Genomic DNA, 17,030 nt, shown 5'->3' on the forward strand with positions numbered 1-17,030 from the left:
AGTGTTTTTCCTTTAAAAACAGATGAATTTGCTCAGAAACAAACTCTTTTTACTCTCTGACTAAAATTTAAATGCACTGCTATTTAAAAGTACTTTGAAGTTTTTAGATATTTTTCTTTTAAATGTATCCTGTTTTTATGGACAACTTATCTTTGTTTTTTCTCTTGATAAATTTAGTCAAAATCTTATAATCGGAATTGAAATGAAGAGATTTTTTTTGCTTTTCGGTTTGATTTTATCCTGCGCTTTTTGCTTTGCTTTTCCGAGCGTTTCGCAGTTTGTCGAAGCCGGCACTGGCTATGTTGCGGCAAAAAATGTGGAGCGTGACTTCAATCCCTTTAACTTTACTTACGGAATCGAGGAAAAGAACGAAAATTTCCTGAATTTTGCGCCGAATTTCAAGGCACTTGCTTCCGTTCAGTTTTCCGACAATATTTTTGACTTTACAACGCTCGGCAACTATTTTATTCCGCGGATGAACCAAGAGACTGAATCCCAGAAAATCGGCTTCGGCGCGGAATTTATCTATCATTTTCAGCGTTATTACGATTTGTATTCTGAGCACGACATTTATCTTGAAAGTGTTTTTCGTCTTGCGCTAAAAGACAGGCTTTTTTTTCTTGCAAATCTAGGTTCTGGCTTGAAATTTGCGCAAATTGACGCTGTTGACCGCGATTTTCTTTGGGATTTTTCTTTGAGCGGCTCTGTCGCCTTGAATTATTATTTTGACTGTGGCGCAGAAATTTACGGCTCTGTCGTCTCGCACACTCTTTACCGCTATCCGCTTGCGTTCACGCCGCTTTATTCTCTGGGTTTCGCATGGAATTTCAAGAGAGAATTCAGGCTCTCTTCTGATTTTGGCTTTCGCCTGCGCGACCAGTTTGTTGTTGCTCCTTACATCGACCGCTACGAATGGAATTTAAAAGCGAGGTTTTCATTTTGAGAAGGTTTAGAAGACTTTTAAATTTGATTTCAATTTTGTTTTTGATTTCGCTTGCTTTTTCTTCATGCGCGAACTACGGTTTTTACCAGTTTTTGTTCGGCGAGGAAGACGTTGACGAGAGATTCAGCGGATTTTTAGACTTGAGCGGCGAAACTGTCCTTTCTTCCGGTTTGGACTTGGGCGGAAAATACAGCTTTATCGTTGTTACAGACGTTCACATTGGAGCGGGCGACGTTCACTCTTCAAAAATGAATGATTTCTTAGACGAGATTTCTTCCCTTTTTGAAAGCAGCGACAAGACAAAAGTTCCGAGATTCATAGTGAACTTGGGCGACACTGCCGACGGCGGGCATTTATCCGAATTCAATGAATACAATTCCTATCTTGAAAAAATCAAAAAGCTTGCGCTTAAAAAAAATGTTGTAAGCTCGGCGGAAGATTTTAAGGTTTACACGATTCTTGGAAACCACGACCTTTACAACAACGGCTGGACAGACTGGAAAAAGACGATTTATCCGTACAAGTCATCGTATTATTTTTCGCTTTCCTCAGGCCCAGCCGGTTCAGCTTTGTTGCCGTTCTCTTTTTATTTTGTTGACACTGGAAACGGCGCGTTTGGAAAAGACCAGCTTGACGCTCTTGAAAAATTGCTGAAGTCAGATGCGAACCCGAAGATGGTTTTCTCGCATTATCCTTTTTACAGCGACAACGTTCCTTTGATGGCTCTTGAAGACACAGCTGAGCGCAATTATCTTCTTTCGCTTTTTGCAAAAAACAACGTGAAATCTCTTTTCGGCGGACACGTTCACAGGGTTTTTGAGCACGATTTAGGCAGCTTTTCGCAAGTGAACACTTCCGCACTTTTTAAGAACGGCGCATTCCGCCTTGTTACAGTGGACGAAAGCAGCGCAAGCGTCTCAACAAAGCTGATTGAGTTTTAGCTGTTGTTTTTCTATATTGAACTAAAACTTAATATTCGGATTGACTAGAATTTAAATGCGCGCTGCTGTTTTAAAAGCGATTTGAGTTTTTTTGTTTTAAGGCGTTTCTCTTTTGAAGCTGCACTTGGCTTTGTTTTTATGCGCTTTTTGGTGATTTTTACAGCTGAAGTGATTTTTGATTCAAGCCGTTCCAGCGCAATTTTTCTGTTTTGCTCTTGAAATCTTGAATCTTCGCAGTCAATAAAAATTTCAAAATCTTTGTTAATTGAAGATTTTAACTTGGCTGTTAAAAGTTCCAGTTCTTTTTCAGAAAGTCCTGCAAGCTTTGAAAGTGGAATTGAAATGTGAACTTTTGTATTTACTTTGTTTACATTTTGTCCGCCTTTTCCGCTGGAACGTGCAAATGAAAAAACTGCGTTGCTGCAAATTGAATTGTGGAGTTCTTCTTTGTCCATTGAATTTTTTTCGTAAAAATATTTCAGTCTGAAAAAAAAGGGATGTCCTAAAAGTATCTTTTCTGTCATTTTCGGAGCAGACCCGAAAATCTAAATGCATATATTTAAATCATTTAGAGATTACTAACCGAGTTTGCTATGCAAACATCGCAGTATCAAGTACAACAATGACATTTAGAACTTATTAGACATCCCCTTGCTTGTTGTTTTCTACAGATTGTCAAAAAATCCTTTTGCCTTTAAAAGTTCTGCGTTCAGGATTCCGCCAAGGGCTGCACCGCGCTTTGTGTTGTGGCTAAGCGAAACAAACTTTATGTCAAACACATTGCATGGGCGAAGGCGTCCTATTACGCAAGCCATTCCTTTTTCTGTCTCGCGGTCGCGTCGTGGCTGCGGACGGTTTTCTTCGTGACGAACAACAATCGGATGTTCCGGTGCGCTCGGAAGATTCAATTCCTGTGGAACTGATTTATAAGAAGTCCAGATTTTTTCAATTTCTTCAAGGCTTGGCTTTTTGTCCGCAAACTCAAGAGAAACACAAGCTGTATGTCCGTCGATTACAGGAACGCGCGTACAAGTTGAAGAGACAACCGGATATTCAGCGTTCACGATTTTTCCGTCCTGAACTTTTCCAAGAATCTTAAGGCATTCTTTTTCTGTCTTTTCTTCTTCGCCGCCGATGAACGGAACGATATTGTCAATCATGTCAAAAGAAGGAACGCCCGGATAACCAGCTCCGCTTGTTGCCTGCAAAGTTGTAACAATCATTCTTTTGATTGGATAGCCAGCCTGAATCAACGCATGAATCGGCATCATATAAGTCTGGAGCGAACAGTTCGGCTTTACTGCAATAAATCCTTTGTCCCAGCCGTGGTGCTTTTTCTGCTCGGCAATAACATCAAGATGAGAATAGTTGATTTCCGGCACAAGCATTGGAACATCTTCTGTCCAGCGGTTTGCAGAAGCATTAGAAACAACAGGAATTCCTTCTGCGGCATAAGCAGCTTCCAAAGCCTTTATTTCTTCCTTGCCCATTTCAAGCGCAGAAAAAACAAACTGACATTTTCCAAGAGCCTTTTTTTCATCGTTTGCATCCTCAACAATCAAATCCGCAACGCCGGCAGGAATTTCAGCGCCGATAAGCCAACGGTTCTTTACCGCATCTTTGTATGCTTTTCCAGCTGAACGTGGGCTTGCCGCAACGTAAGTCACTTCAAACCAAGGATGATTTTCCAAAAGTTTTATATAACGTTGGCCAACCATTCCAGTTGCACCCAAAACACCTACTTTAATCTTTTCCATAAAAAGCACTCCTTCTTTTCTATTATAAGTTACATTCTTTTATTGCGGCTTCAACAACTTTTTTTGCTTCATCAGTTATTTCAACTAGAGGAAGTCTTACAGAACCAGCCGGAAGTCCTTTGAAATTCATTGCGTACTTTATTGAAGTTGGATTTCCATCTACAAAAGCTGCCTTGAAGAACGGAAGCATTCTGTAGTGAATTTCTCTTGCTTTGTCAAAGTTTCCTTTAAGTCCTTCTGCAACCATTTCTGTTACAAGCGCAGGTGCAAGGTTTGAAACAACAGAAATAACTCCATCTCCTCCAGCTGCCATAAGCGGAAGTGTAAGTCCGTCATCTCCAGAAAGAACTGCAAAGTCCGGTTTCTTTGATTTGATTTTTGCAATTACATCCATCATCTGAGAAATATTTCCGCTTGCTTCCTTTACGCCTGCAATGTTTGGAAGTTCCGCAATGCGCTCCAGCAAGTCGGTAGGAATATTAAGGCCTGTTCTTCCTTGAATATTGTAAACAACAATTGGAATTCCTACTTTTGAGACTGCTTCAAAGTGGCGGAAGATTCCTTCTTTTGATGGCTTGTTGTAATACGGAGTTACGACAAGAGCTGCGTCTGCTCCAGCTTTTTTTGCCCGTTCGCAATAGAGAACCGCGTCCTTTGTATTGTTTGATCCAGCTCCAAGAATTACTGGAATTTTTTTACAAGAGTTTTTTTCAAATTTGCGGACTTCTTCGAATACAATTTCGATAATCTTGTCTTCTTCGCTGCCGGGTTTTTCATCAAGAGTCGGAGTTTCTGCCGTCGTTCCCAGCGGAACCAGACCGTCTATGCCATGCTCCAACTGAAATTTTACATTTTTTCTGAAGCCCTCGTAATCTATTGAACCATCACTGTTCATGGGTGTAATCATTGCTGTAAAAGCACCGCGTAATTTAATCATAGGGACCTCCAAATATTTTTGCATAATTATTGCATTTTTATAGAAAAAAAGCAACGCAATGAAAATTTCATTATTGTTTTATAAAACAAAAAAGACCGCTCTGAAAAATGAAGCGTTAATTGCACTTCGCCCAGAACGGCCTTTGTTTTTCAATTTATATGTGAAAAACTATATATTTAATCTCTTCAACTTTATTGATTTGAATCATAGAGATGAAAAGAAGTGCTTCAAATACCATGCAAATGGTAGTTTTATACCTAAAATATGGTAAATTTTATTTGATTTTAGAATAACTTGGGTTATAATTCAGTTATGAAAAATAAAAAATATTTGTTTTTTTTATCTGTATTTTTCGTATGCAATTTATTGCCTTTGTTTGCAAAAATAAAAAAATCAGCTGAAAAAGAAATTCCAATCCATGTAAAACTGTTCATTGATAAAACTGCGCAAAAAGATGTTGATGAGCTTGATGAAAGTTTATTTAAGAATACAAAAAATCCTATAAATCCTGGATTTTATGATGGAAATTTATGGATTGAAATAAAGCCTGAGATTTCAGAAATTCAGCATTGCGTTATAAGCCTTGGAAATGAGTATATAGATTCTGCGGAATTCTATGAAAAGCGTGGAGGAAAATTTTTCTTAATTGGAAAAGTCGGACATAAAATTTCAACAGATGAAATAGAAGCTCCAGACAGTTTGCAGGCGTTTCCCGTTTTTAGAAATTCAGGATATGACGATGATACTTGCTTTAGAATAAAAATAAAAAATCATAATGGAAATTTTATATATATCAAGCTTGTTAATGAACTTGATTTTTTTAATTCACGAAGAATTTATTTTGCAAAACTTTACACCGTTTTGGGAATATGTTTTTGCATTTTTGCTTTGCTTTTTATATATGCAATTGCTGTGCGCCGGCCAATGCCATTTTTTTTGTCAATGGCAGCGTTGTTTTACATTTTCCTTCAGCTTCAGTTAAAAGGAATTGGTCCTGTATTTTTGTGGAATTTCTTAAATCCGTTTTCATTTTCAACACGGCTTGCATATTATTTTGAAAGTTTCATTCTGATGTTTTTAATTCTTTCCGCAGATACAGTTTTAAAAGGCAATTCAAAAATAGTTTATAAAAAACTTTCTCCAGTTGAAATTCAGCTTATAGTTGTTACATTTTGTGTTCTTTTAACGGTGAGAGCAGAGCAGACAATGCTTTATTCTTATGCCGCGCTCTCTATAACGACAAAAGTTTTTTTTATTGCTTCCATATTTATGTGCTTCAGGGCAATGCAAAAGAATACAAGGATAATACTTTTGCTTTGGATTCCGCAGATTTTATTTTCTATGCTGGCTCAAATTGTAAGAATTTTAAGATTTAAAGGAAATAATGTTTTTTTTGATTTTATATGTTCCGATGAATTTTTAATTTCATTTTTGTTTTACTTGCTGATTACAATGCCCTCGCTTTTTTTTATAACTTATAAAATTAGGCAAGAGTCTCATAATTCAAAAGTTGAGCTAAAAAAAATAAAGGCGCAAAACTCTGAGCTTCTTATTCAAAAAAATCTGATTGAGCGGCTTATGAAAAATATTTTAGTTGATTCTGCGCAAACTTTGAGCATGGCTGATATTCTTTCTGGCCAGGTTTTTACTGCGAAAAATACTTCTTATATAGAAAGAATTAAAATAAATTCTGCAAAAATAAGCGACACGCTTGCAACTCTTAGAATGTGCAATGACGAATCTGAAATTCAAAATCAGCCGATTCTTCTTGCGGATTTTTTTAAAAGCTGCATTCAAGCTTCAAAAACTTTTTGCTCGTCTAAGCCCAACACGATTTCTTATTCGATGGACATACAGCCAGAAACTGTGATTCTTGCGGACATGAGGGTTGTGGAACTTTTTTTTATATCGTTTTTGAATTCTGTAATCGAAGTTTCTGTTCCGAATACCGAAGTTTCTGTTTCGTTGAAAGGTGATGAAGAAAATTTTATTTTTTCAATTTCGAATACAATGGATTCCCAGACAGTTGAAGAAGTTCTTTCTCGCATGGAAACTGAAAATGAAAAGCGTAATTTTACATTTCTTATGCGCATTGCAAAATTTTACCGCGGAGATTTGTCTGTTTCAAAAAATGACAGCAAGTTTAAATTTTCAGTTGTGTTTGATTTTAAGCGTGTTGAAAATTCAAAAGATTCCAGCGTGATAATAAATAAAACTAGATTTTCTCCGTCTAAGAAAAAAGAGCAAAAAAATTCGGAAAAGAAAAAGGAAGTTACTTTGATAAAAACTGGCGAAGAAAAATCAGAGGACTTTATGAAAAAATTATCTTCAAGAGAAAAACAGATTGCAGAACTTATAATTTCTGGAAAAAGCGACAAGGATATTGCGGAGGAACTTTTTATAAGTCCTGGAACTGTTGCAAGCCACAACAAAAAGATTTTCAAAAAACTTGATGTTCATAGCCGTGTTGAGTTGATGAATAAATTGCGTTAAAATCTTTTGAGAATTTTATTATTTACTTTTTAGGGAAAAATTATGTCAGGAAATATATTTGGAGAAATTTTTAAAGTTGCAACATTTGGAGAAAGCCACGGAGCAGGACTTGGCTGTATTATAGACGGATGTCCTGCTGGAGTTTTGGTGGATGAAAAATTTCTTCAGCATGAAATGGAACGGAGAAAGCCAGGTGCAAAAAGCGCGGCGGTTACTGCAAGAAAAGAAGATGACTTTGCAGAAATTCTAAGCGGCGTATTTGAAGGAAAAACAACAGGAACTCCGATAGCTGTCTTAATCAGAAATTCAAATCAGCATTCATCAGACTATGAAAATATAAAAGACAAATTCCGGCCGGGACACGCTGATTTTACATATTATAAAAAATATGGCATAAGGGATTACAGAGGCGGCGGAAGATCTAGCGGAAGAGAAACTTGCGCGAGAGTTGCGGCTGGAGCGTTTGCAAAAATGTTTTTAAAAAATTTTGGAATTCGAATTTTTGCATATACAAAAGAAGCGGCAGGAATAAAAAGCGGCAAAGTTGATTTTTCTGAAATTGAAAAAAATGCAATGCGTGCCGCAGACAAAGATGCTGCTGTTTTAATGCAGCAAAAGGTTGAAGAGTTCAAAATGAAAAAGAATTCTTGTGGCGGAATTGTTGAGTGCGTTGTAAAAGGCGTGGCTGCTGGAATTGGCGAGCCGGTTTTTGACAAGCTGGATGCGGTTTTGTCCCATGCAGTTATGTCGATTGGTGCAATAAAAGGAATTGAATTTGGAAGCGGATTTGCTTGTGCGGATTCAAACGGACTTGAGAACAACGATTTTATGGGAAACTGCTTTTCATTTAAAACAAACAATGCCGGCGGAATTCTTGGAGGAATTTCCCGAGGCGATGATATAGTTTTTAGAGTTGCTGTAAAGCCTGTTCCAAGTATTTATCTTTCGCAGGAAACTGTTGATGTAAATGGAAATGAGTGTGATATTCTAATTGAAGGAAGACACGATGTTTGTCTTTGTCCAAGGATTGTTCCTGTTGTAGAAGCCATGACCGCAATTACTTTGGCAGATATGATTTTAAGAAATAGGAGCAGCAGAGTTTAGCAATGGAAACTTATACATCAGATTTTTTTAACAGCATAGAAGAAAATAAAAATAATAATAACAATAAAAAGAAAAAAAAACACATAATAATTTTTTTTATTTTAACTGCTGTTTTTATTTTTGCTGTGACGCAGGCAGTTTCTGTTTATAAACTTTTAAATCCAAGAAATCCAGAACCGCTTTCTTTGGAGCAGCAGACTTTTCTTGAGCAGTCGTTGAACAAAAAATATCCTGAGCGCGCAGACATTGTTTCTGAACTTCCGTTTCAGTATGTTCCGGCTGATTTGTTTGTAAATGCAGAAAGCGCCATTGTTATTGATTTTGCAACGGGAAATATTCTTTTTGAAAAAAATGCTGAAGTTCAAATTCCTCCGGCTTCAATGACAAAGCTTGTGGAAATGTATGTTGTTTTTGAGGCTGTTGAAAACGGCGAAATTTCCCTTGATGATGTTGTTCCGCTTCCGCCTGAAAGTTGGGCTAGAAATCTTCCAAGCGATGCTTCGATAATGTTTTTGGATGAAGGCCAGAAAGTAACGCTTAGAGAACTTTTGCTTGGACTTGCGATTGCCAGTGGAAATGACGCTTCAATTGCTGTTGCAAAATATGTCTGCGGAAACATGGATTCGTTTGTTGAGCGGATGAATCAGACTGTAAAAAAGATGGGCTTGGTAAAAACTGAATTTGTGGAATCAAGCGGCTACAGCGAAAAAAATATTACGACTGCAAAAGAGTTCGCGGCTTTCTGCAGAAAATACATAGAAAAATTTCCATTTGCAATTACAGAATTTCATTCCCAAAAAATTCTGCGCTATCCGCTTGCAAAAAATCTTCCAAAAGAATCTGCAGAACGAAACGGCGACAGCCAGGCTGTGATTCAGTACAACACAAACAAGTTGCTTGGAAGTCTTGAGGGCTGTGATGGATTGAAAACTGGTTTTATTTATGAAAGCGGTTTTAACATTGCTCTTACTGCAGAACGAAACGGTGTCCGCTATATTTCTGTTACAATGAAAGGACCTGGAGTTGGAAGCACGCAGGGAAATATTTACAGAGTTAAAGATGGAACTAATTTAATGGAATATGCGTTTTCAAAATTTTCTCCTTATATTGCAAAGCAGCCTCATAGTTTTTCTGTGGGCGTTGCAGGTTCTTCTTTAAAAAGTGTTTGCCTTGTTCCTGCAAAAAGTGAAAATTTTTCTGTTCCATTTATTTCTGGAAGTTCTCCAAAAGAGGCAGCTCAAAAAATTCATGTTACAGCAAATATTCCAAAAAGCATCTTTGGAGAATTCGATGAAGGAACTCAGTTTGGAACTTTGTCATATTCACTTGACGGAAGAATTTTAAATACAGTTCCTCTTGTTGCTGACAGAAAAAGTGAAAAGGTAAATTTCTTTGCTAGAATTTGGGGCGCGCTTGCTTATAAAATTTCGTCTTTAAATAAAGGCTGAAAAAATATTCTGTGGTTTTTATGAGTGAAAAAATTGATTTTGCATTTTTAGACAGCGGAACAGGCGGCATTCCATATATGCTTTTGCTGAAAAAAAAATCTCCCGGCTCAAGATGTGTTTACCTTGGCGACACTGTTCATTTTCCTTATGGAGAAAAATCAGCGGAGGAAGTAACTTCTTGTGCTTCTGAATCAATAGAAAAAATTCTTGACTTGTGGAATCCGCGTCTTGTTGTTATTGCCTGCAACACAATCAGTGTGACGGCATTGAATCAGCTTAGAGAAAAATTTTCTGATGTTCCGATTGTTGGAACTGTTCCTGCGATAAAACTTGCTGCGAAAGTTACGGAAAACAAAAAAATCGGACTGCTCGCAACTAACGCAACTGTAAATCATCCTTACTGTAAAAAACTAGTTTCTGATTTTGCTTCTGGATGCGAAGTTTTCAATCGGGGCGACCCTGGCTTGATAAGTTTTATAGAACACGATTTGTTTTATGCTTCAAAAGAAAAGCGGCTTGCTGCTGTAAAGCCTGCTGTGGATTTTTTTTGTTCATGCGGATGCGACACTATAATTCTTGGATGCACGCATTTTACTCACATGGCGGAAGACATAAAAGAATATTTTTCCAATGTTGCCGGAAAAAAAGTTTTTGTAGTGGACAGCCGAAACGGAGTTTCAAATCATGCTCTTGAAGTTATAAAAGGCACTTCTTTAGAAAATCAGCATGAGCCAAAATTTCTTCCGCCTGACATGAGCTTTTTTGTAACAAGCCTTAAAAATAAAAACGACCAAAAAGAATACGAAACTCTTTGCAGAAATTTCAATATTCCTTTTGGCGGACTTTTAAAGCTTTAAAAAGTGCAAAAAGTTAAATTTTACTTTTCCATTTTTGCTGCAATTTCATCGATATATTCCCAGCTGTTTACAATTTTCTTTGCTGGTGGATTTGCAAGACGTGCAAGGTCTCCTGTCATTGTTCCTTCTTCAATAACATCGAGAGTTGCCTTTTCAAGCTTGTGTGCGAAATCTGCAAGTTCTGGAGTTCCGTCTAGCTCGGCGCGTTTTGCAAGTGCTCCTGTCCAAGCAAAAATCAATGCGACTGGATTTGTTGAAGTCTTTTCGCCTTTTAAATATTTGTAGTAGTGTTTTTGAACAGTTCCGTGGCTGGCTTCGTATTCAAATTCTCCGTTTGGAGAAACAAGAACAGAAGTCATCATTGCAAGGCTTCCGCAGGCAGATGCAATCATGTCGCTCATAACATCTCCGTCGTAGTTTTTGCAGGCCCAGAGAATTCCGCCTTCACATTTCATTATGCGTGCAACTGCGTCATCAATGAGCGTATAAAAATATTCTATTCCAGCTTTTTCAAACTTTTCTTTGAACTCGGATTCAAATACTTCATTGAAAATTGCCTTGAAGTTTCCGTCGTAGATTTTGCTGATTGTGTCTTTTGCTCCAAACCATACATCGATTTTTTTGTCTAGGGCATACATAAAGCAGCAGCGCGCAAAGTTTCTTATAGAATCGTCCAAGTTGTGGATTCCCTGAATTATTCCAGGACCTTTCATAACTTGAATTGTTTTTCTGATTTCTTTTCCATCATCGCCTGTGAAAACAAGTTCCGCTTTTCCAGCTCCCGGAGTTTTTATTTCGCAGTTTTTGTAAACATCTCCATAAGCGTGGCGGCCAAGAACAATCGGCTTTCTCCATGAAGAAACATTGCACTGAATATTCTTTACGAAAATCGGCGCGCGGAAAACTGTTCCGTCTAGTTCTCCACGGAGAATTCCATTTGGTGAAGGTGTAAGCTGCTTAAGTTTGTACTCTTCCATGCGGGCGGCATTGCTTGTGATTGTGGCGCATTTTACTCCAACACCAAGACGTTTGATTGCGGCGGCGGCTTCATAAGTTACTTTGTCGTCTGTGTCGTCGCGATTTTTTAAGCCAAGGTCATAGTATTCAACATTAAGGTCAACGTAAGGTTCAAGAAGTTTTTCCTTGATAACCTTCCATAGAACTCTTGTCATTTCATCGCCGTCAAGCTCGGCAATCGCATTTTTCATTTTGATTTTTTCCATAATTAAACTCCTGAAAATCTATTAGAATTTTAGTGCGTTATTTTAAACATGAATTTCCGTTGTAGTCCAAGTCTGTAAGAATTTCCGTGTGGTCTTTAAAAACTGCAACAGTATGCTCTTCGTGGCAGCTCCAAGAACCGTCTGCTGTAACAACAGTCCAGTCGCTTCCTTCTTCAATGTCAACGTCCGCAGTTCCCTCGTTAATCATAGGCTCGATTGCAAGAACCATTCCAGCTTGAATGCGCGGATTCGGACCAGTTGAAGGGCAGTTGCAGACGCTTGGATCTTCGTGGACTTCAAGGCCGACTCCATGTCCGCAGTATTCATAGACAACGCCGTACTTGTTCTGGTTGTATGCGATGTCATATACCGCGTTTGAAATGTCGCTGATTCTGTTTCCTGCCTTGCAAGCGTCGATTCCAGCTAAAAGACATTCTCGTGTAACTCGGCAAAGTTTTTGATGCGCAGGCTTTACGTTTCCTACAAGAACTGTGTGCGTGCTGTCTGAAATATAGCCTTTTAAATTTAGTCCGATGTCAAGCGAAACAATATCGCCATCCTTTACAATCCGTTTTTTTGAAGGAACGCCATGGATAACTTGATTGTTGATGCTTATGCACGCACAGCCAGGAAAGTCCTCCTCGTACCAGGCTGGAGTTGCTCCGAATTTTCTTGCGAAGTTTACGCACCAGTCGTCGATTTCCTTTGTGCTTACTCCGGGCTTTACTTTTGGAATAATTTCGTTGAATAAATCAGCAAGCAAGTGGCAGCTTTTTCTAATTCCATTAATTTGCTCTTCATTTTTTAAACGTATCATATATAAACTCCATGATTTCCTATTTTGTTTCCGCGGAAATTCTTGCGGCTTCGTTTCTGCATATTTTGGCAGTTTGAAAATCCCCAATCCGCTCATAAGAGTCTGCAATCTTTAAAAGAAAAAACGCATCGTCATTTTTCCCAAACCTAAGTTCAAGCGCGCGCTCCCATGCGTCTATTGCAAGTTCATCGTTCACGGCTCCTTCAATGTTGTTCCGAAGAATATGCCGTGCAAGGCTTTTTACTTCCGGAAAGAAAAGCTTGAAATATTCAAATGAAAATTCCATCCTTATAATCTGATCCAAAAGAATGACTGCATCGTAGTATTCCTGCCGCAAAACAAGTTCTTCCGCAAGAATAAATCCGTAGTCCATAAAGTCTTCCCGTGTGAACCATCTTGACAGTCTGAATCCAACACGCTCCATGTTCATTCTTTTGAATTCCGTTACAGCCTCGTCCTCGTTGTTGTGCAGCAAGTCAAAAAAAATCAGTTTGGCGCGGCTTTCGTCATCGGTGCGCTCTAAAAGCCATTTTCTGTAGTCGAATGATTCAAAATTTTTTTCATGGTGGAAATTGCTTTGCTTGAATAAAACTGACTCGTCAAAAAGTCCGCGTGATTTTATGTCGGACAAAACTTCGTAGGCTGCCACAAGCTCGCGGAATGCCTTTGAGTCTTCACCCGTAATGTCCGGATGCAGAATCTTAGCTTTTCTTCTGTATGCGCGCCGGATTTCTGCGATTGTCGCTGTTCTTGAAACACCTAGAATTTTGTAATAGTCTTTCATCTTTTTTCTTTTCAGACGGAAAAAATTTCACGCAAGATGAAGTTTACATTTTTTTTTGCATTTAAGCAATTAAAGCGCTTTTTCAGTTTGCTGAAGATTGATTCAGCCCTTAAATTGCTTAAACGTTCTAAATTTTGTATAATCGCGGCATGAGTGAAAATAAACGTACCGTTGACGAGTCAACATTGGAAAAACTTTTATACCTTTCACGTCTTTCCCCGGAAAGCACAGACATGGCTACTTTGAAAAAGCAGGTGGACGAGATTGTAGGATACTTTGATATTCTTTCTAAATACGATGACAGCGAAAATCCTTATGACGCTTATCCTACAACAAAAGCTGAATGCCTGCGCGAGGACGAAATTGTTCCGGGGCTTGAGATGCACGATGTCAAGAAAATAAACGAACCGAATTTTATGGACGGATATTTCCAGGTTCCAAAAGTTCTGGGAGAAGGTGCGTAAGATGAAGTACAAGACTATAAAAGAAACTGTAGAAGCCTTAAAAAGCGGAGAAACTTCAAGTGTGGCTTTGGTAAAGGAATCCAAGGAAACTTTTGAGGCGGATAAAAATTCAGTATTGCCACTTAATGCATTTTTGGAAATTTATGACGATATTTTAAATTCTGCGCAAGCTGCCGACCAGAAAATTTCAGAAGCTAGAAGCAATGGTTCCCTTGATAAACTTTTTGAAGAACAGCCTCTTCTTGGAATTCCATTTGCGGTAAAGGACAACATTTCTGTGCGCGGAAAAAAGCTTACCTGCTCAAGCAAAATTCTTGAAGGCTACGTTGCTCCGTACAGCGCGACTGTAATAAACCGCCTTGAAAAAGCTGGAGCGATTCCCATTGGAAGATGCAATCAAGACGAATTTGCAATGGGCTCTTCAACTGAATATTCAGTTTACGGACCTACAAGAAATCCTATTGACCGCGCTTATGTTTCCGGCGGTTCTTCCGGCGGTCCTGCTGCTGCGGTTGCTGCGAATCAGGCATTGTTTGCTCTTGGCACTGAAACTGGCGGTTCTGTCCGTCTTCCTGCAAGCTACTGCGGAATCTACGGTCTTAAGACAACTTATGGTGTTCTAAGCCGATGGGGAGTTGTTGCTTACGGTTCTTCTTTGGATCAGGTTGGAATTCTTGGACACAGTCCGCAGGATATTGCACTTCCGTTAAGCGTTATGAGCGGCGTTGATTTTTATGACGACACTTCCGCTGATTTACCTGACGCAAAGCCTTCTGTTGAAGCTTTCTCTGATTTTTCAAAACTGAAAATTGCAGTTCCAAAGCAGTTCCTTGAGTCAAAGGGAATGGATGCCGATGTTGCAAAAGTCTTTGAACAAACCCGCAGCTGGTTTGAGTCCAAAGGCGCAAAAATAGAAGTTGTTGACCTTCCGATTCTTGATGCCGCTATTGCAAGCTATTACGTAATTGCTTTGTCTGAAGCCGCTTCGAACTTGAGCCGCTTTGATGGAATTCGTTACGGAAACAGAATTGACAACGGCAAAGGATACGATGAGCTTTATGTGGACACAAGAAGCAACGGTTTTGGTCCGGAAGTTAAGCGCAGAATTATAATTGGAAACTACGTTTTGTCTGAGCAGTTTTCAGGCGATACTTATAAAAAAGGAATGTCTGTGCGCGCTCGCATTCAGCGTGAGATTGCAAAATTGTTTGAGCAGTTTGATTTGATTCTTTGCCCAACTTGTCCGACTCCGGCTTTTAAACTCGGCCAGAAAGTTGATGATCCGCTTGCCATGTATCTTAGCGACTTGTTCACGACATTTGTAAACCTTGCCCGCATTCCGTCTTTGTCTGTTCCGGCTGGAAGAACTTCTGCGGAAAACGGAAATATGCCTATTGGAATTCAGTTTGCAGGACCTATGTTCAGCGAAATGAAAATTCTTGAAATTGCCCAAGTATGGGAAAACGAGCATAAGGGATGCGGAATTCCTGTTTCGGAGGAAAAATAAAAATGCCTTCTATTGATAAATATGAAATTGTAATCGGCTGTGAAATTCATACGCAGCTTTTGACAAAAACAAAGGCTTTCTGTGCCTGTGAAAATCGTTACGGAGGAATGCCGAACACCCGTGTTTGTCCTGTTTGTCTTGGACTTCCGGGAGCGATGCCGCGCGTTTCTAAAGGATATGTTGAGCTTGGCTCTGTGGCAGGCCTTGCTCTTAACTGCGAGATTTCACGCTTTACAAAATTTGACCGCAAGCATTATTTTTATCCTGATCTTGCGAAAGGCTATCAGATAACTCAATATGATATTCCTCTTTGCCACGATGGATATGTTGATCTTCCGATGCACAAGTATCCAAAGGAACAGCAGTTTGGTTCAGAAAAATGCCGCACAAAAAATTTCATAGGCAATGACTGCATTATTGAAAACGGAAAATACCGCCGTGTCCGAGTTGAACGCATTCACCTTGAAGAAGATGTAGGTAAATCGTTGCACTTGCAGGGGGCGCATTCTTATATTGACTACAACCGTTCTGGAACTCCGCTTATTGAAATTGTAACAAAGCCTGATATGACAAGCCCGGAAGAAGCAGCGCTTTTTATGGAAACTGTTCAGGAAATTCTGCGCTATGTTAAAGTTACAAATGGAAACCTTGAAGAAGGAAACATGAGATGCGATGCCAACATCAACTTGAATGTTTGGGAAGACGGAAAACTTTATCACACTCCGATTTCTGAAATCAAGAACTTAAACTCGTTCCGTTCAATCCGCGATGCCTGCGCTTACGAAGCCCAGCGTCAGCTTAAAGAATTTCAGGAAGACCGCCAGGAATTCAATCCGGGATTTAAAGTTACAATGGGCTGGGACGAAGCAAAAGGCCAGACTGTTGTTCAGCGCACAAAAAATTCTTTTGTTGACTACCGCTTTGTTGTTGAGCCAGACATAAAGCCGTTCAGTGTAAGCGAGGAGCTTATTGAAAATGCAAAGTCAAAAGTCGGAGAACTTCCAGAAGCAAAACGCACAAGATTAAAGAAGAATTACGGACTTTCTGATTTTGATGTTGAAACTTTGACCTCTAGCCGCGACTTGGCTGTTTGGTTTGAAGAAGCTGCTGCCGGAACAAAAAATCCAAAGCGTACTGCAAATATAATTCTTACAGAGCTTCTTGCAAAACTGAATGAAGATAAAAAAACAATCAACGATGTTTCTATAACTCCTGCCCATATTGCGGAGCTTGTAAATGCGATTGACTCAAAGAAAATTTCAAGCGCGCAAGGAAAAGTCGTTTTTGCAAAAATGCTTGAGACAAATAAAATGCCGGCGGAAATTATAAAATCTGAAGGCATGGAAGTTGTAAGCGACAGCGGAGCAATTGAAGCAATTGTTGATAAAGTTATTTCAGCAAATCCAAAAGCTGTAGCCGACTTTAAATCTGGAAAAACAAATGTCGTCGGTTGGCTTATGGGACAGGTTATGAAAGAATCCAAAGGCAAGGCAAATCCAGCAGAAGCAAGTTCCCTTGTTCAAAAGAAGCTTTCAGAAATATAATTTTTCTTATCCTTTATTTTTATCCGTCGTTCTGTTTTAGAATGGCGGATTTTTTTTGTTTAAAAATTTTTTCTAGAATTATTGACAATCTTTCTTAGTTACTGTATGCTAACTTTTGTAAGTTAGTTTAGTCTAACTTGTGTTTGTTACTAGCGGGCATATAAACTTGCGGTTCTTAATCCTAAGTTTACATCTCCTTACACAGCCACTG

15 protein-coding genes are annotated in these 17,030 nt (G+C 38.9%); 9 read left to right on the forward strand and 6 right to left on the reverse strand.

Going from position 1 to position 17,030, the window contains the following annotated elements:
• The first annotated feature begins 202 nt into the window (after window positions 1–202).
• Window positions 203–943 (forward strand): hypothetical protein, encoded by a 741-nt coding sequence (locus B3209_RS07620; RefSeq protein ID WP_296663397.1) that lies wholly within the window; start codon window positions 203–205, stop codon window positions 941–943.
• Window positions 940–1,884 carry a metallophosphoesterase family protein gene (locus tag B3209_RS07625; protein ID WP_296663400.1) on the forward strand — a complete coding sequence of 315 codons (945 nt, stop codon included), beginning with the start codon at window positions 940–942 and terminating at the stop codon, window positions 1,882–1,884. The genes B3209_RS07620 and B3209_RS07625 overlap by 4 nt, the downstream gene beginning before the upstream one ends.
• A gap of 44 nt (window positions 1,885–1,928) precedes the next feature.
• Here the strand turns inward: B3209_RS07625 and arfB are convergent, their stop codons facing one another.
• From arfB to dapA, 3 genes are all read right to left on the reverse strand, one after another.
• Window positions 1,929–2,339, reverse strand: a complete 411-nt coding sequence (gene arfB, locus B3209_RS07630) for an alternative ribosome rescue aminoacyl-tRNA hydrolase ArfB (protein ID WP_296663403.1) — start codon at window positions 2,337–2,339, stop codon at window positions 1,929–1,931.
• A 210-nt stretch (window positions 2,340–2,549) separates the two neighbouring features.
• Window positions 2,550–3,641, reverse strand: coding sequence for an aspartate-semialdehyde dehydrogenase (gene asd, locus B3209_RS07635; protein ID WP_296011584.1), 1,092 nt, complete (start codon window positions 3,639–3,641; stop codon window positions 2,550–2,552).
• Between the two features lie 22 nt (window positions 3,642–3,663).
• Window positions 3,664–4,578: a 4-hydroxy-tetrahydrodipicolinate synthase gene (gene dapA, locus B3209_RS07640; RefSeq protein ID WP_296663406.1), complete on the reverse strand. Its 915-nt coding sequence runs from the start codon at window positions 4,576–4,578 to the stop codon at window positions 3,664–3,666.
• Window positions 4,579–4,890: 312 nt separating this feature from the next.
• On the opposite strand from dapA, the gene B3209_RS07645 reads away from it, so the two are divergent.
• From B3209_RS07645 to murI, 4 genes are read left to right on the forward strand one after another with little or no spacing between them, the layout of a single operon-like run.
• On the forward strand, window positions 4,891–7,071 hold the full coding sequence (locus tag B3209_RS07645) for a LuxR C-terminal-related transcriptional regulator (protein WP_296663410.1): 2,181 nt from the start codon (window positions 4,891–4,893) through the stop codon (window positions 7,069–7,071).
• A 42-nt stretch (window positions 7,072–7,113) separates the two neighbouring features.
• Entirely contained in the window at window positions 7,114–8,175 is a 1,062-nt protein-coding gene (gene aroC, locus B3209_RS07650; RefSeq protein ID WP_296663412.1) for a chorismate synthase, read from the forward strand.
• A 2-nt stretch (window positions 8,176–8,177) separates the two neighbouring features.
• Complete coding sequence (locus B3209_RS07655; RefSeq protein ID WP_296663415.1) at window positions 8,178–9,623, forward strand: D-alanyl-D-alanine carboxypeptidase family protein; 1,446 nt, start codon at window positions 8,178–8,180, stop codon at window positions 9,621–9,623.
• Window positions 9,624–9,643: 20 nt separating this feature from the next.
• Window positions 9,644–10,480 carry a glutamate racemase gene (murI, locus tag B3209_RS07660; RefSeq protein ID WP_296663417.1) on the forward strand — a complete coding sequence of 279 codons (837 nt, stop codon included), beginning with the start codon at window positions 9,644–9,646 and terminating at the stop codon, window positions 10,478–10,480.
• A 20-nt stretch (window positions 10,481–10,500) separates the two neighbouring features.
• Here the strand turns inward: murI and B3209_RS07665 are convergent, their stop codons facing one another.
• The 3 genes from B3209_RS07665 to B3209_RS07675 are packed head-to-tail and all read right to left on the reverse strand — an operon-like array spanning window position 10,501 to window position 13,304.
• Window positions 10,501–11,703, reverse strand: a complete 1,203-nt coding sequence (locus B3209_RS07665) for an NADP-dependent isocitrate dehydrogenase (protein ID WP_296663420.1) — start codon at window positions 11,701–11,703, stop codon at window positions 10,501–10,503.
• Between the two features lie 37 nt (window positions 11,704–11,740).
• The gene (gene map / locus B3209_RS07670) at window positions 11,741–12,520 is read right to left on the reverse strand and encodes a type I methionyl aminopeptidase (protein ID WP_295796340.1); all 780 of its coding nucleotides are present in this window, start codon (window positions 12,518–12,520) and stop codon (window positions 11,741–11,743) included.
• Between the two features lie 19 nt (window positions 12,521–12,539).
• Entirely contained in the window at window positions 12,540–13,304 is a 765-nt protein-coding gene (locus B3209_RS07675; RefSeq protein WP_296663423.1) for a J domain-containing protein, read from the reverse strand.
• A 149-nt stretch (window positions 13,305–13,453) separates the two neighbouring features.
• Here B3209_RS07675 and gatC point away from each other — a divergent pair, with 149 nt between their 5' ends.
• The 3 genes from gatC to gatB are packed head-to-tail and all read left to right on the forward strand — an operon-like array spanning window position 13,454 to window position 16,819.
• Window positions 13,454–13,768 carry an Asp-tRNA(Asn)/Glu-tRNA(Gln) amidotransferase subunit GatC gene (gene gatC, locus B3209_RS07680; protein WP_013700656.1) on the forward strand — a complete coding sequence of 105 codons (315 nt, stop codon included), beginning with the start codon at window positions 13,454–13,456 and terminating at the stop codon, window positions 13,766–13,768.
• A 1-nt stretch (window position 13,769) separates the two neighbouring features.
• Window positions 13,770–15,275 (forward strand): Asp-tRNA(Asn)/Glu-tRNA(Gln) amidotransferase subunit GatA, encoded by a 1,506-nt coding sequence (gene gatA, locus B3209_RS07685; RefSeq protein ID WP_296663427.1) that lies wholly within the window; start codon window positions 13,770–13,772, stop codon window positions 15,273–15,275.
• Window positions 15,276–15,277: 2 nt separating this feature from the next.
• Complete coding sequence (gene gatB, locus B3209_RS07690; protein WP_296663430.1) at window positions 15,278–16,819, forward strand: Asp-tRNA(Asn)/Glu-tRNA(Gln) amidotransferase subunit GatB; 1,542 nt, start codon at window positions 15,278–15,280, stop codon at window positions 16,817–16,819.
• The last annotated feature ends 211 nt before the right edge of the window (window positions 16,820–17,030 follow it).

It is taken from the genome of Treponema sp. UBA6852, from assembly GCA_002449305.1.
GTDB lineage: Bacteria > Spirochaetota > Spirochaetia > Treponematales > Treponemataceae > Treponema_D.

Coding starts and splice junctions, on each gene's coding strand:
- dapA (WP_296663406.1), bottom strand. CDS start 4,578: ATGATTAAATTACGCGGTGCTTTTACAGCAATGATTACACCCATGAAC.
- B3209_RS07655 (WP_296663415.1), top strand. CDS start 8,178: ATGGAAACTTATACATCAGATTTTTTTAACAGCATAGAAGAAAATAAA.
- map (WP_295796340.1), bottom strand. CDS start 12,520: ATGATACGTTTAAAAAATGAAGAGCAAATTAATGGAATTAGAAAAAGC.
- B3209_RS07665 (WP_296663420.1), bottom strand. CDS start 11,703: ATGGAAAAAATCAAAATGAAAAATGCGATTGCCGAGCTTGACGGCGAT.
- gatA (WP_296663427.1), top strand. CDS start 13,770: ATGAAGTACAAGACTATAAAAGAAACTGTAGAAGCCTTAAAAAGCGGA.
- arfB (WP_296663403.1), bottom strand. CDS start 2,339: ATGGACAAAGAAGAACTCCACAATTCAATTTGCAGCAACGCAGTTTTT.
- asd (WP_296011584.1), bottom strand. CDS start 3,641: ATGGAAAAGATTAAAGTAGGTGTTTTGGGTGCAACTGGAATGGTTGGC.
- B3209_RS07620 (WP_296663397.1), top strand. CDS start 203: ATGAAGAGATTTTTTTTGCTTTTCGGTTTGATTTTATCCTGCGCTTTT.
- gatB (WP_296663430.1), top strand. CDS start 15,278: ATGCCTTCTATTGATAAATATGAAATTGTAATCGGCTGTGAAATTCAT.
- murI (WP_296663417.1), top strand. CDS start 9,644: ATGAGTGAAAAAATTGATTTTGCATTTTTAGACAGCGGAACAGGCGGC.
- B3209_RS07675 (WP_296663423.1), bottom strand. CDS start 13,304: ATGAAAGACTATTACAAAATTCTAGGTGTTTCAAGAACAGCGACAATC.
- gatC (WP_013700656.1), top strand. CDS start 13,454: ATGAGTGAAAATAAACGTACCGTTGACGAGTCAACATTGGAAAAACTT.
- aroC (WP_296663412.1), top strand. CDS start 7,114: ATGTCAGGAAATATATTTGGAGAAATTTTTAAAGTTGCAACATTTGGA.
- B3209_RS07645 (WP_296663410.1), top strand. CDS start 4,891: ATGAAAAATAAAAAATATTTGTTTTTTTTATCTGTATTTTTCGTATGC.